This is a genomic window from Novosphingobium sp. BL-A-41-Hi4B-X5A (genome assembly GCF_055521705.1).
In genome coordinates this window covers 2,213,749-2,226,452 of the sequence record NZ_CM145500.1, presented here as the reverse complement: position 1 = coordinate 2,226,452, position 12,704 = coordinate 2,213,749, and the positions used below count along the sequence as shown (strand labels likewise).

At 65.1% G+C, this 12,704-nt stretch carries 17 protein-coding genes; 6 read left to right on the top strand and 11 right to left on the bottom strand.

Features of this window, described 5'->3' with window-relative positions; translation table 11 throughout:
- Nucleotide 1 precedes the first annotated feature (1 nt).
- From ACZ1JY_RS10825 to ACZ1JY_RS10810, 4 genes are all read right to left on the bottom strand, one after another.
- On the bottom strand, nt 2-142 hold the full coding sequence (locus ACZ1JY_RS10825) for a hypothetical protein (RefSeq protein ID WP_162895923.1): 141 nt from the start codon (nt 140-142) through the stop codon (nt 2-4).
- A gap of 138 nt (nt 143-280) precedes the next feature.
- The gene (gene xth / locus ACZ1JY_RS10820) at nt 281-1,057 is read right to left on the bottom strand and encodes an exodeoxyribonuclease III (RefSeq protein WP_118074588.1); all 777 of its coding nucleotides are present in this window, start codon (nt 1,055-1,057) and stop codon (nt 281-283) included.
- Nucleotides 1,054-1,386 (bottom strand): HesB/IscA family protein, encoded by a 333-nt coding sequence (locus tag ACZ1JY_RS10815; RefSeq protein WP_118072778.1) that lies wholly within the window; start codon nt 1,384-1,386, stop codon nt 1,054-1,056. The genes xth and ACZ1JY_RS10815 overlap by 4 nt, the downstream gene beginning before the upstream one ends.
- A 45-nt stretch (nt 1,387-1,431) precedes the next feature.
- Nucleotides 1,432-1,725, bottom strand: a complete 294-nt coding sequence (locus ACZ1JY_RS10810) for a hypothetical protein (RefSeq protein WP_118072779.1) — start codon at nt 1,723-1,725, stop codon at nt 1,432-1,434.
- A gap of 142 nt (nt 1,726-1,867) precedes the next feature.
- On the opposite strand from ACZ1JY_RS10810, the gene ACZ1JY_RS10805 reads away from it, so the two are divergent.
- The 4 genes from ACZ1JY_RS10805 (at nt 1,868) to ACZ1JY_RS10790 (ending at nt 6,219) form a co-directional block, all read left to right on the top strand.
- Entirely contained in the window at nt 1,868-2,296 is a 429-nt protein-coding gene (locus tag ACZ1JY_RS10805) for a CBS domain-containing protein (protein WP_118072780.1), read from the top strand.
- 161 nt (nt 2,297-2,457) lie between these two features.
- Nucleotides 2,458-3,786, top strand: a complete 1,329-nt coding sequence (locus ACZ1JY_RS10800) for an aminopeptidase P family protein (protein ID WP_465129260.1) — start codon at nt 2,458-2,460, stop codon at nt 3,784-3,786.
- A gap of 103 nt (nt 3,787-3,889) precedes the next feature.
- Entirely contained in the window at nt 3,890-4,504 is a 615-nt protein-coding gene (locus tag ACZ1JY_RS10795) for an OB-fold-containig protein (RefSeq protein ID WP_465129259.1), read from the top strand.
- A 35-nt stretch (nt 4,505-4,539) separates the two neighbouring features.
- Nucleotides 4,540-6,219: a flotillin family protein gene (locus tag ACZ1JY_RS10790; RefSeq protein WP_465129258.1), complete on the top strand. Its 1,680-nt coding sequence runs from the start codon at nt 4,540-4,542 to the stop codon at nt 6,217-6,219.
- Nucleotides 6,220-6,459: 240 nt separating this feature from the next.
- On the opposite strand, the gene ACZ1JY_RS10785 is transcribed toward ACZ1JY_RS10790, so the two are convergent.
- Complete coding sequence (locus ACZ1JY_RS10785) at nt 6,460-7,455, bottom strand: adenosine kinase (protein ID WP_118072784.1); 996 nt, start codon at nt 7,453-7,455, stop codon at nt 6,460-6,462.
- Nucleotides 7,456-7,640: 185 nt separating this feature from the next.
- Here ACZ1JY_RS10785 and ACZ1JY_RS10780 point away from each other — a divergent pair, with 185 nt between their 5' ends.
- Nucleotides 7,641-8,075 (top strand): hypothetical protein, encoded by a 435-nt coding sequence (locus ACZ1JY_RS10780; protein WP_465129257.1) that lies wholly within the window; start codon nt 7,641-7,643, stop codon nt 8,073-8,075.
- On the opposite strand, the gene ACZ1JY_RS10775 is transcribed toward ACZ1JY_RS10780, so the two are convergent.
- Nucleotides 8,059-8,511, bottom strand: coding sequence for an RrF2 family transcriptional regulator (locus tag ACZ1JY_RS10775; RefSeq protein WP_118072785.1), 453 nt, complete (start codon nt 8,509-8,511; stop codon nt 8,059-8,061). The genes ACZ1JY_RS10780 and ACZ1JY_RS10775 overlap by 17 nt on opposite strands.
- 80 nt (nt 8,512-8,591) lie before the next feature.
- Between ACZ1JY_RS10775 and ACZ1JY_RS10770 the strand changes: the two genes are divergently transcribed.
- On the top strand, nt 8,592-9,035 hold the full coding sequence (locus tag ACZ1JY_RS10770) for a globin domain-containing protein (RefSeq protein WP_465129256.1): 444 nt from the start codon (nt 8,592-8,594) through the stop codon (nt 9,033-9,035).
- Between the two features lie 86 nt (nt 9,036-9,121).
- On the opposite strand, the gene ACZ1JY_RS10765 is transcribed toward ACZ1JY_RS10770, so the two are convergent.
- The 5 genes from ACZ1JY_RS10765 to ACZ1JY_RS10745 all read right to left on the bottom strand — a co-directional run bounded on the left by ACZ1JY_RS10765 (nt 9,122) and on the right by ACZ1JY_RS10745 (nt 12,687).
- Nucleotides 9,122-10,291, bottom strand: a complete 1,170-nt coding sequence (locus ACZ1JY_RS10765; RefSeq protein ID WP_465129255.1) for a saccharopine dehydrogenase family protein — start codon at nt 10,289-10,291, stop codon at nt 9,122-9,124.
- Between the two features lie 89 nt (nt 10,292-10,380).
- The gene (gene dcd / locus ACZ1JY_RS10760) at nt 10,381-10,935 is read right to left on the bottom strand and encodes a dCTP deaminase (protein ID WP_039333155.1); all 555 of its coding nucleotides are present in this window, start codon (nt 10,933-10,935) and stop codon (nt 10,381-10,383) included.
- Between the two features lie 84 nt (nt 10,936-11,019).
- Entirely contained in the window at nt 11,020-11,454 is a 435-nt protein-coding gene (locus ACZ1JY_RS10755; protein ID WP_255418796.1) for a cytidine deaminase, read from the bottom strand.
- 10 nt (nt 11,455-11,464) lie between these two features.
- The gene (locus ACZ1JY_RS10750; RefSeq protein ID WP_240344908.1) at nt 11,465-12,100 is read right to left on the bottom strand and encodes a glycoside hydrolase family 25 protein; all 636 of its coding nucleotides are present in this window, start codon (nt 12,098-12,100) and stop codon (nt 11,465-11,467) included.
- Between the two features lie 104 nt (nt 12,101-12,204).
- A complete protein-coding gene (locus ACZ1JY_RS10745; protein WP_118072789.1) occupies nt 12,205-12,687 on the bottom strand; it encodes a UPF0262 family protein in 483 nt (160 codons plus the stop codon).
- Nucleotides 12,688-12,704 lie beyond the last annotated feature (17 nt).

The window sequence follows — 12,704 nt, the reverse complement described above, 5'->3', positions numbered from 1 at the left end:
CTTAGCGCGAAGCCTGTTCGCTGGCGTGTTCAAGATCCGGCGTCGCCAGTGCGGTGGTCCCGGCAGAAATGCCCATGACAGCGGCCCCCATCAGGAACCCAAAAGCCAGAGCGCGGAAGAAGTCAGGCTTGAACAGGCCCATTGTCGTCAGCTTTCACAAGTCGTCTTTGCGTCTCGCTGCCCATGGCCCGAGTCGCCTGAATCTTCGGTGACGCCCTGCACAGGGATTCATTCAGGTGATGTGACAATCTGCGAACCGTTCACAACGTGCGACGAAGCGTTAGGCTCGAAGCTGTACCCACACCGGCGCATGGTCACTGGCCTTCTCCCGGCCACGATATTCCTTGTCGACGCCAGCCGCGACCAAACGGTCCGCCAGTTCGGGCGAGAGCAGGGCGTGATCGATGCGAAAGCCGTGGTCGCGCTGCCAGGCTCCGGCCTGATAATCCCAGAACGTCCAGACGCCGCCCTGCGGATTGAAGGTGTCGATCGCGTCGGTCCAGCCATCGTTGAGCAGACGGCGATAGGCGTCGCGCGATTCGGGCTGCATCAGCGCGTCACTGGCCATGGCCTTGACCGAGAAGGTGTCCTTGTCTTCGGGGATCACGTTGTAATCGCCGATCACCACCGCGGGCACATCCTCTGCCGTGATCTCGGCCATGCGCTTGCGCAAGCGCTCCATCCAGCGCAGCTTGTAATCGAACTTCGGACCGGGCTGCGGATTGCCGTTGGGCAGGTAGATGCACACCACGCGAATGCCGAATACATCGGCTTCGAGATAGCGCGAATGCTCGTCCTCGGGCTCGCCCGCCAGCCCGCGCTGCACTTCGACCGGCACTTGCCCATCGGCAAGAATCGCCACGCCGTTGAAGCCCTTCTGGCCATGCCAGATCGCGTGGTAGCCGATCTTCTCGAACTCGGCGGCCGGGAAGCCCTCGTCTTGCGTCTTGATCTCCTGCAGGCAGGCAACCGAGGGCCGCGTCTCCTCAAGCCATTCGAGCAGGCGGGGAAGGCGGGCCTTGATCCCGTTGATATTGAACGATGAAACCTTGATCATATCGCGAAGCTTGCGCCGCAACCGCAACCCGATGCCGCCTGGGGATTGCTCACCCGGAACGCCGCCCCCCCAAGCGATTCGACATACTCCACCACGCTGCCTTCCAGCAGGCCAAGGCTGACCTCGTCGACCACCAGCCGCACGCCATCGGTTTCGGCGATGAGGTCACCGTCCTCCGGCGCATCGGCGAGGCCGAACTTGTACTGGAAGCCCGAACAGCCGCCGCCTTCCACCGAAAGCCGCAGGATTGCGGGCTTGCCCTGCTTTTGCGCGATGGTGGCAACGCGGGCGGCAGCGCTGGGGGCGAGGGTGACCTGGGTATCGCTCATGCGATGCAAGATAGGAGCGCGGCAGCGAAACCTCAACGCCCGAAGCTAGCGATTCCGCTCGTCCTCAAGCCGGTCCTCGATCGATTCATCGTGGCCGGTTCCGCTGGAAAGGAACACCAGCCCCATCAGCGCCGCCATCAGCATGATCGTCAGCCAAACGCCCAGCGCCGAGGCGATGTAGAGGTGGATCGAGACGAAGCCGATCTGCATGTAGAGCACGGTAAGCACCACGCCGACGACCGCAGTGCTGAACAGCGCCATCCAGTTCATGATCTGCCGGTATCGCGCCCAGGCAAATCGTGCGTTTTCAGGATCATCGAGCGGGGAATGTCCGGCCATGGCAAAGTCCTTTGGCGATCGAAGATGGTGCGCGCAACGGCTTTGACAATGGCCACCAAGATGTCATGATCCCTATGGGAGATCAGGCGGCCCGAAAAGACGCCCGAAGGCGCAAGTCGGCCGCATCACGCAGGAGGATGCCATGACGATTGCGCAAGTCATTCAGGGAAGAGGGGAAGTCTGGAGCGTGTCGGCCGACGCGCAGGTATCCGACGCGATCGACATGCTCGCCCACCACCGCATCGGCGCCCTGCCGGTCAGCGATGGGGACAGCGGCGTGGCCGGGATTTTCTCCGAACGCGACATGATCCGCTGCCTGCACAAGCATGGCGAGGCGGCGCTGCACATGAAGGTGCGAGACATGATGACGGCGCCGGTCGTCACCGTTTCGCCCAAGACTTCGGTGATGGAGGCGCTGGCCCTGATGACCCAGCGCCGCTTCCGCCATCTCCCTGTAGTGGAAGGAAATCGCATGGTCGCCTTCGTCTCGATCGGAGACCTGGTGAAGCACCGGCTCGACAAGATCGAGGCCGAAGCGGACGCGATGCGGGTCTATATCCAGCAGGCCTGAAGCCACGATTCAGCGTTTCCAACTCTCGGGGGCAGAAGGGCAACTCCCCCCGAACTCTCCCCCAACTCCCCGCATCCCCCGGGCACTTTCGCGCTGCAAACGGCGATCTCGTATTTCACGTGAAACACTCTAGGCTTCCCTCACACTTGAGGAAATCCATCATGCACCTGACCCGCCGTTCGCTCCTCGCCGGAGCCGCCGCCGCGACTGCCTCGCTGTCGATCTCGATCCGGGCGCAAGTCCTGCCACCGCAAGGCTTCGCCACCCCCTCGGGCACGTTCCCCTTCGGTCCGGAGGTCTATCGCGAGCGCCGGGCGAGGCTGATGGCGACGCTCAAGGACGGCGTGGCGGTGATCCATGGGGCCGAGCGGGACCGGACCAGCGGGCCGGTGAGCCCGCCGTTCCATCAGTCCGGCGATTTCGCCTGGCTGACCGGGATCGTCGACGAACCCGGCGCGGTGCTGGTGCTCGCGCCTGCCGAGCGGACCTACCGCGAATTCCTGCTGCTCCCGTCGCGCGATGTCGAGACCGAGCGCTGGGATGTCGAGCGCCTGCCGCTGGGTTCGCTGATCGAACAGCGCACGGGAATTCAGCGGGTAAGGCGCACTTCGGGGCTGGACGGCCTCGTGACGCAGCTCGCGGCACGCAGCCGGACGCTGCATTTCATGGGGCCGATCACCAGCGCTTCGGCCCCGGTGCCACCGGCGATGGAGCTTTATGGCCGGGTAATGAGCCATGTGCCCGGCTGCACGATGAAGGACCAGAGCGCGCTGCTACCGGCCCTGCGGACGGTCAAGGAACCGCGCGAGCTGGAGCTGATGCGCAAGGCGCTCGCCGCGACGCAAGCGGGGCACTTGGCGGCGATGAAGGCAGTGCGCCCCGGCATGACCGAGCGCCAGCTGACTGCCGTGCTAGAAGACGGCTTCCGGCAGGGCGGGGGTGAGGGGCTATCGTACGATTCGATCGTGGCGACCGGCCGCAATGCCGCCTCGCTGCATTATGCCCACGGCAGTGCGGTGATCGGGGCGCAGGATCTGGTGCTGATCGATGCCGCTGCCTCAGTCGGCACATATGCCTGCGACATCACGCGCACCTTCCCCGCCTCGGGCAGGTTCACCGCGCAGCAGCGCGCGGACTACGAACTAGTCATGGCGGCGCAGGATGCTGCAGCGAAGTTGCTGAAACCGGGGGTGATTCACGAGGACATGACCGAGGCGGTCTATGCCCTGTTCCGCAAGGCCGGACGCATCGACGAGTTCACCCATGGCCTCGGCCATTTCGTCGGCCTCGATGTCCACGACGCCGGCGATTATGCCAAGCCGATCCCGGCGGGCGCAGTCATCACCATCGAACCGGGGCTCTATAACCAGCAGATGAACCAAGGCATCCGCATCGAGGACCTTTACCTCGTTACCCCCACCGGCTGCGAACGCCTGAGCACCGGCATTCCGCGCACCGTGGCCGAGATCGAGGCCTTCATGGCGCGGTAATGCCACCGACCCGGCGCAAGAAATTGGACACTCCCGTGTCCGATTCCGCTTGCGCCCCCTGCCCCGCTTGCCATGATCTGCAACCAATAGGGGAGTTCCTGGGATGGGTGGGCTGCTGGCCCCCGAGAATCTGCCGTTCGCCGTTGCGCTGGCGTTGCTGGCGCTGCTGGTGATCGTGCAAGTTACGGGAATATCGGATTTTCTGGGCGATGCCGACGGGCATGACGCGGACCTTGACGCTGGGTCGGCGCTGGCCAGCGTGACTGGCCTTGGCGCGCTCCCTTTCGTCGTATGGCTCTCGTTCTTCCTTGCAACGTTCGGCCTTGTCGGCCTGTCGATGCAGGAACTGGTGACCTCGTTCTTCGGCGCGCCGTTCGGCCCTGGCGCGGCAACGGCAATGGGGCTGATCGCGGCGTGGCCGGTCAACACCGCAATCACCCGCCTGGTCGGGCGAATCTGGCCGCATGACGAGACGACGGCCGTGCCCGTCGAAGCCCTGGTTGGACGCAAGGGCACGATCCAGATCGGGCGCGCCACGCGTGGCAGCGCGGCGCGCGCGCAAGTGCGCGACATGCACGGGCAGGTCCACCTCGTGATGGTCGAACCACACGAGGACAGCGCCGTTCTGGGCGAGGGCTGCGAGGTGCTGCTCGTCCACCGCGAAGGCGAGACGTTCTACGCCGTGCCGGTCGACGGCCCGCTGCGCCTTGCCGACTGATCCCTTCCAAAGTTTCTTCCTCTTCGGAGACTGACATGAACCAGCTTGTTCCCATCGGCATCTATGCAGGCACCGGCCTTGCGCTTCTGCTGGTGATCGCCTTCACCTTGACCCGGCTTTACCGCCGCGCGACCAAGGAAGTGGGCTTCGTGCGAACCGGCTTTGGCGGGGAAAAGGTGGTGATCAACGGCGGCGCGCTGGTGCTGCCGGTGCTGCACGAGACGATGCCGGTGAACATGAACACCGTGCGCCTTGCCGTGGAGCGCAAGAACACCGATGCGCTGATCACGCTCGACCGGTTGCGGATCGACGTGAAGGCCGAGTTCTACGTGCGCGTGCGCCCCGATGCCGGTGCCATCGCCATGGCCGCGCAGACGCTGGGCATGCGCACGATGCAGCCCGAAGCGCTGAAGGATCTGGTCGAAGGCAAGTTCGTCGACGCGCTGCGCTCGGTCGCGGCGGGCATGACGATGAACCAGTTGCACGAACAGCGCGCCGACTTCGTGCAGAAGGTGCAGCAGGTGTCCTCGAACGACCTGGCCATGAACGGGCTGGAGCTGGAATCGGTCTCGCTGACCGGGCTCGACCAGACCAGCATCGAGCACTTCAATGCCAACAATGCCTTCGACGCCGAGGGTCTGACCAAGCTGACCGAGCAGATCGAACTGCGCAAGAAGGCGCGCAACGACATCGAGCAGGACACGCGCGTGCAGATCGAGATGAAGAACCTCGAGGCCGAGCAGCAGTCGCTGAAGATCAAGCGCGACAACGAATTTGCCCGGCTGGAGCAGGAGCGCGAGATCGAGATGCGCCGCGCCGAACAGGCCGCCGAAGTGGCGCGCGAACAGTCCTTGCGCAATCAGGAAGCGGAAGCCGCGCGGATCGAGGCCAAGAAGCTGGTCGACAGCCAGCAGATCGAGGCTGACCGCGCGGTGCAGCAGGCGCGGATTGCGCAGCAGCAGGCGATCGAGATCGCCCGCCAGGAGCAACAGATCGCGATCCAGAACAAGAGCCGCCAGGAAAGCCAGGCCAAGGCCGAGGCCGACGAGGCCCGCGCCAAGGCGGTTGCCGCCGAGGAACAGGTCGTCACCTCGCGCGAGACCGAAGTAGCCGAGCGCGGCAAGCGCATCGAGCTGATCGAAGCGGCCAAGGCGGCCGAGCGCGACGCCATCCGCGTGAAGGTGGAAGCCGAGGCCGAGAAGGCCGCAGCCGCCAACCGCGCCGAAGCCGCCCGGCTTGAAGCCGAGGGCGAGGCCGAAGCCGAGAAGCTGCGCGCCGAGGCAGCACGGGTGCGCTTCGAAGTGGAAGCGGCAGGCCAGCGCGCGATCAACGAGGCGGCGAACCTGCTCTCGTCCGACCAGATTTCGCTGCAGACCAAGCTGGCGCTGCTGAAAGTCCTGCCCGAACTGGTGCGCGAATCCGCCAAGCCGCTGGAAGCGATCGATTCGATCAAGATCGTGCAGGTCGATGGGCTGACGCGGTCATCGGGCGGGGCGGGTTCCAGTGGGGAAGGGGGCGGGGTGGCTCCGGCCAATGGCAACCTTGCCAGCGATGCACTGACGGCTGCACTCAGCTATCGCGCGCAGGCACCGATCATCGATGGCTTGATGAAGGAACTCGGGCTTGATGGCGGTTCGCTGGAGGGGCTGGTCAAGGCCGCGCCGGTGATCGCCGAAGCGCCAGCGGCTGGGGCCAGCGAGGAACCGGAGATTTGAGAATCCTCCCTGATTTTCCGAAGGACAATCGGGGAGTGGGACCGCCAGCGCTGCTGGGGGTGGAGGGGTGATACTGATTGCCCCTCCGTCAGTCCTGCGGACTGCCACCTCCCCATTTGCACTTCGTGAAAATGGGGAGGAGCTGGATGGTGTCGGCCCATTTGCACTTCGTGAAAACGGGGAGGAGCTGGATGGTGTCGGCCCATTTGCACTTCGTGAAAACGGGGAGGATCTTTAGGATCAACCGAGCCGCTTGGCGACCAAGTCCTGCAGGTTGGCTTCGGGCCTTGCGCCGTAATGCGAGATCACTTCGGCGGCGCAGACGGCGCCCAGCGTAAGGCTTTCGGCAAGCGGCTTGTTCCGGACGTAGCCATAGAGGAAGCCGGCGGCGAAGAGGTCGCCGGCGCCGGTGGTGTCGATGACCTTGGCGATCGGCTCTGCGGGCACGTGGGCGTGTTCGCCGTTGCTGATGGCGTGGGCGCCGTTTTCGCTGCGGGTGACGACGACGGTCGGCACCTTGGCGGCGAGCTGTTCGATACCGGCGTGGAAGTCCTCGATACCGGTGAGTGCGGCGAGTTCGTGTTCGTTGGCAAACAGGATGTCGATCTGGCCGTCAGCGATCAGGGCGCGGAAATCGTCGCCGTGGCGCGAGATAACGAAGGCATCGGAGAGGGTAAAGGCGACCTTGCGACCGGCATTGCGCGCGGCGGCGATGGCGCGGCGCATGGCCTTGCGCGGCTCTTCCGGGTCCCACAGGTAGCCTTCGAGGTAGAGCACGCTGGCCGAGGCGATCTGGGCGTCGTCCAGCGCTTCGGCGGGCAGGAACTGCGAGGCACCGAGGAAGGTGTTCATCGTGCGCTGGCCGCAGGGCGAGACGAAGATCAGGCAGCGCGCCGTCGGCGGCTCTTCAGCGCGGGCGGGGGTCTGGAAATCGATGCCGCCGGCGCGAATATCGTGGGCAAAGACCTCGCCCAGCTGGTCATTGGCAACCTGCCCGATGAAGGCGCACTTGGCACCGAGCGCGGCAAGACCGGCGAGCGTGTTGGCAGCAGAACCGCCGGAGATTTCGCGCGCCGGGCCCATCGCGTCATAGAGCTCCTGGGCGCGGGCGGTGTCGACCAGCGTCATGCCGCCCTTGGCGAGGCCCAGCCGTTCGATGTCCGCATCCTCGCAAGGGGCCATGACATCGACGATGGCGTTGCCGATGGCGATGACGTCGTAAAGCGGTTCGGACATTCAGGCAGGCTCCGTGATTTCGGGAATGGCGCTGGCCTAGCGGCAAGGCTGGATTGCAGCAAGGGCGAGGGGGCAGCAATAGCGGGGGGCAGCAAGCGCGCGAACGCGCCGGGCGGGACGGCTCGCGCGCCAGTCAGCCCAGAGCAACGGTTGACGATGCGCCGACAGCGCGGCATCCCGCACCTGTGACGCATCCCAAGATCCTTGCCGTGCCCGCTCTGGCTCTTCTGCTCGCATCCTGCGGTGGGGGAGCGGTGCCTTCGGGTGGAAAGACTCCGGTTGTGCGGTCCGCTTCGTCAGCTCCGGTGCGGACCACGGTGCCGCGTCCGGCTCCGGTGGGCAAGCCCGTCGCGCAAGTGCAGATGATCCCGGGCCTTGAAGGCGTGATCGGAGCGGACGCAGTGCAATTGGGTCGCGTGTTCGGCACGCCGCGGCTTGATGTCATCGAGGACGATGCCCGCAAGATGCAGTGGTCGGGCACGGCCTGCATTCTCGACGTCTATCTCTATCCACCTGCGAACGGCGGCAAGCCTGCTGCGACTTACGTCGATGCGCGACGCGGGGACGGTCGTGACGTTGACCGCGCAGCTTGTGTGGCCGCGCTCAGGAAGGCGCCGTAACCGCGCAGGACGGGGCTGCGGGAAGCGTCGCCCAAGGCGCAAAGGCTGAGACGCCTTCGCGGGAGACATCGGCCAGCGTGTAGCGATCGAGCACGGCGAGGAAGGCTTCCAGCGCTTCGGCCAGGACACTGCTGAGCGCGCAGTTGTTGCGCAGGGCGCAAGCGGCGCAGTCGGCCAGGCGCATGCCCTTTTCGAGCTGGCGCACCGCTTCGCCGACGGTGATTTCCGCTGCCGGGCGGGCCAGCGTGATGCCGCCGCTGCGGCCGCGCTGCGATTGCGCGAGGCCCGCCTGCACCAGCCCTTGCGCCACCTTGGCAACGTGGTGGTAGCTGAGGCCCTGCTCGGCCGAGAAGGCGGGCAGGCTGACCGCCGAGCCCTTGCGCGCGAGCACGATCAGCAGGCGCAGGCCAAAGTCGGTGTGCTGGGTAAGTTGCATGGCGCAGAGATGATTTTTCCGCTTGCGTGAATCAAGCAAATTAAATACCGGTATTTCCAATACCTGATTGGAGATCCCTGATGCGCACCGCTTCCGAACATGCAAAGACCATCGTCAAGGCCACCGCTCCGGTGATCGAAAAGCACGGAGTGGACATCACCACCGCCATGTACAAGCGCCTGTTCCAGAACGAAGATGTGAAGAACATGTTCGATGCAGCCGCGCAGGAAAGTGGCGAGCAGCCGCGTCGTCTTGCCGCAGCGATCCTTGCCTATTCGAAGAACATCGACAAGCTGGAGAACCTCGGCCCGGCGGTGACGCGGATGGTGCAGCGCCACGTCGAAACCGGCGTGAAAGCCGAGCACTACCCCTATGTTGCCGAGGCGCTGCTGTCGGCGATTCGCGACGTGCTGGGTGCCGAAGTTGCCACCGACGAAGTGCTGGCGGCTTGGGGCGAGGCTTACTGGATGCTCGCCGACATCTTGATTGCCGCCGAAGCCGACGCTTACGCCGCAGCAGCCTGACCCCCCAGATCGAGGGCCGTTGCTGCAACGCGCCCGCCTGCCGTGGATCCCCTCAGAAGCGGCAGGCGGGCTTTGTTGTGTGTGGGCTACTCCGCGGCGAAGCTGATTTCGGCGTGGGCGCGCAGGCGCTCGACCAAGGATTCGCCGAGGATTGCGCCGGGGGTGGCCACCATGCCGGGGGCCTTGGCCGAGAGCAGTGCGATGCCGGTTTCCGCGATCATCCGGCTGGTCGAGCCATAACCGGGATCATACCGCCCCTTCACGCCATAGCGGATGGTCTGGCCATCGGGCATTTCACCGAGGAACAGGACATCGTAGAAACCGGTCTCCCGCTCTTCCTTCGAGGGGCCTTCGCCCGGTTGCGGATCGTCGGGGCGGCCGATCATCGGCGTCTTCGCCATGTGCTCGGCTATGGCCTTGCCCTGATCGCCGGGGCCAGTGAGGACCATCTCGTCGTAGACGAAGTCCGTGCCCCAGGCGTGGCCGAGCAGCGCGTTGGTGCGGTGGACGTTCTTGGTGTTGATCGCCGCCATGATGAACGGCGTTTCCCATGAATCCAGCGCATCGTCGTGCTGCACCTTGTCGCCCGCAGGCTGGGCTGGGCCTTCGAAACCGGGGGTAAGGCAGAAGCTGCTTTGCATCAGCGGGATCAGCGAGGGGTCCTTGCCCAAGGCGGCGAGCGTGGCCTTGAGACTGGCGGCGGTCCCGCCCGAGGCGCCACCCTTCATGCCGCGCACGCGCCCTTTGACGCGGGGGGCGGGGCGGCCAAACCGCGCCACCGCTTCCTTCTGCAGCATCAGCACGCCCAGATCGAACGGGATCGAATCGAAGCCGCTCGAAAAACAGATGCGCGCGCCGGTGCGCTGGGCCGCTTCGCCGTACTTGTCGATCATCTGGCGCATCCAAACCGGTTCGCCGCACAAGTCGGCATAGTCGGTGCCGGCGGCGATGCAGGCGGCAAGCAGCGGTTCGCCATAGAGCTGGTAGGGGCCGACCGTGGTTACGACGACCTTGGCCTGCTCGACCATGGCCTTGAGACTTGCGGGATCGGCGGCATCGGCGACGATCAGCGGGGTGTTCTTGGGCGCCTCGATCAGCGCGCGCACTTCGGCGAGCTTTGCCGCCGAGCGCCCGGCCATGGCCCAGCGCGGGCCTTCCTGCCCGTAATGGCGCGCCAGATATTCCGCGACCAATCGCCCGGTGAACCCCGTCGCCCCGTAGACGACGATGTCATAGGGCCTTTCCGACTTCTCCATCAGCCTCTCCGCCTGTTGTGCTTATGCACGGCAGCTTGGCGAGTTCGGTGACGATTGCAACCGGATTTAAGCGGAAGGTTAAGGCGCTGCTACAGGCGTGGCAGCGTTACGCCGCGCTGGCCCATGTATTTGCCCGCGCGGTCGGCGTAGCTGACTTCGCACGGTTCGTTGCCCTGCAGGAACAGGAACTGGCAGGCGCCTTCGTTGGCGTAGATCTTGGCCGGCAGCGGCGTAGTGTTCGAAAATTCGAGCGTGACGTGCCCCTCCCAGCCCGGCTCCAGCGGCGTGACGTTCACGATGATGCCGCAGCGTGCATACGTGCTCTTGCCGAGGCAGATCACCAGCACGTCGCGCGGCACGCGGAAGTATTCGACGGTACGCGCCAAGGCGAAGGAGTTGGGCGGGATCACGCAGACATCGGTCTCGCGGTCGACAAGGCTGGCGCCGTCGAAGTTCTTGGGGTCCACCACAGCGGAATCGACATTGGTGAAGATCTTGAACTCGGGCGCGACGCGGGCGTCATAGCCGTAGGACGAGAGGCCATAGCTGATGCAGCCATCACGGCGCTGGTTCTCGACGAAAGGCTCGATCATGCCCTCGTTCAGCGCCTTGTCGCGGATCCACTTGTCGGAAAGAATGGCCAATTGGCTCTCCCATGTGAAGCTTGTGCGGGAATGCCCACCCCCGACCCCTCCCGCTTGCGGGAGGGGGGAAAGGCCCCAGAATGTCTAGGCGAGATTGGCGGGGCCGAAGGCGTTGGGCAAGAGCACCGACAGGCGCATTTCCACGGTTTCCTGCGCGCCGACGCAGATCACCAGCGGATCGGTGCCGCCCAGTGCCGCCAGCTCGTTGAGAATCTGGCGGCAGCGGCCACACGGGCTGATGGCCGCCTCGACCGCGCCACCCATGCCGCCAAGCACTGCCACGGCCAGCAGGCCGCCGCGGCGTCCGGCGTGCGAAGCGACGGAGGCGGCCACCGTTTCTGCGCAGAGCGAGAGGCCGTAGCTGGCATTCTCGAAGTTCGCGCCGGTGACGATCGCGCCGTCATCGAACAGCAGCGCCGCGCCGACGTGAAAGCCGGAGTAGGGGGCGTAAGCTGTGTCCATCGCGCGCCGGGCGGCGGCGATCAGGTCCTCGCGGGAAGCGGTCAAAAGGTCAGTCACGCAAAGGTCCTCACGGTTGCACCACCACCCAATGCACGGGCTTTGTGCTGGCATCCAGACGCAGGCGATCGCTTGCCGTCCACATCACCCATGGCCGGCCCGCATAAGTCGGTGCGAGGAAATCCTGCGCCACCCAGATATTGCGATCGATCCGCGCGGCGAGGTGGTACTCCTTCTCGAGACTGCGCGAAACCATCAGGATCACCGGCTTTTCGGCGTGCTTTTCCACCTGGTTGAGGAACGTGGTCAGCTCGCTTTGCATCTGCGCTTCGCCGGGGACCTGCGGGCAGGTGCGCGAATCGATGTCGAGCCGGATGGCGGGCGGCAGCAGGTCCTTGTCGCGCGGGACGATGGTGACGAAATTGGCGGCCTGCGCATCGGCCGGAGCGCACAGGTCATAGACGTGGAGCGCGCCGACCTGCATGCCCCGCTGGCGCGCGGCGATCACGCCATCGGCAAAGGCAGTGTCTCGGGTCGAGGTTCCCTCGCTTGCGGTGAGGTAGGCGAAATCCGCACCTGCAGCGCGCAGCAGGCGCCAGTCGATCGGGCCGTCATCGTCGCTCAGCCAGACGCCTTGCACGGCATAGTCGCGGCGGTCCGGCATCCAGTTGCGGGCCTTCCACCAGGCAAAGCCACCGGCGATCATGGCCACCAGCAGCAGGACGCCAAGAATGCGTCTTCGTGCCGCACCAGGGCGGCCAGTTTTCCGTTTTTTCGGCATATCGAGAGTTGCGCGCCCCGAGTCTCAGATCAGCCCCTGATATGCAGCACGCAGATCAGGGTAAAGAGCCGACGGGCCGTGGGAAAATCCGTATCGATCTTGCCTTCGAGGCGTTCGAGCAGGGTATCGGCAGCATCGTTGTGAATGCCGCGCCGGGCCATGTCGATCGTCTCGATCTCGGACGCGGTGGCCTTGCGAATCGCCTGATAGTAACTGTCGCAGATCGCGAAATATTCGCGGATCGGGCGGCGAAAACGGCCGAGGCCGAGAATGATCGTCTCGAGCGGGGTGCCGGCATCGTCGGCAATGGCAAGCACCAGCCGCCCGTCGTCGACCGAAAGCTTGAGCCGGTAGGGCCCGGTGTGCCCCGCCTCGAACGCGCGCAGCGGCTTGAAGGTGTTTTCCTCGATCAGATCGAAGATCGCGATGCGCCGCTCCTGCTCGATATCGGCGTTGCGCCAGATGATCGTCGCTTCGTCCAGCTCGATATGCGAGATGCGCGGGTCTGCCATCAGGGCTTCATGTGTTG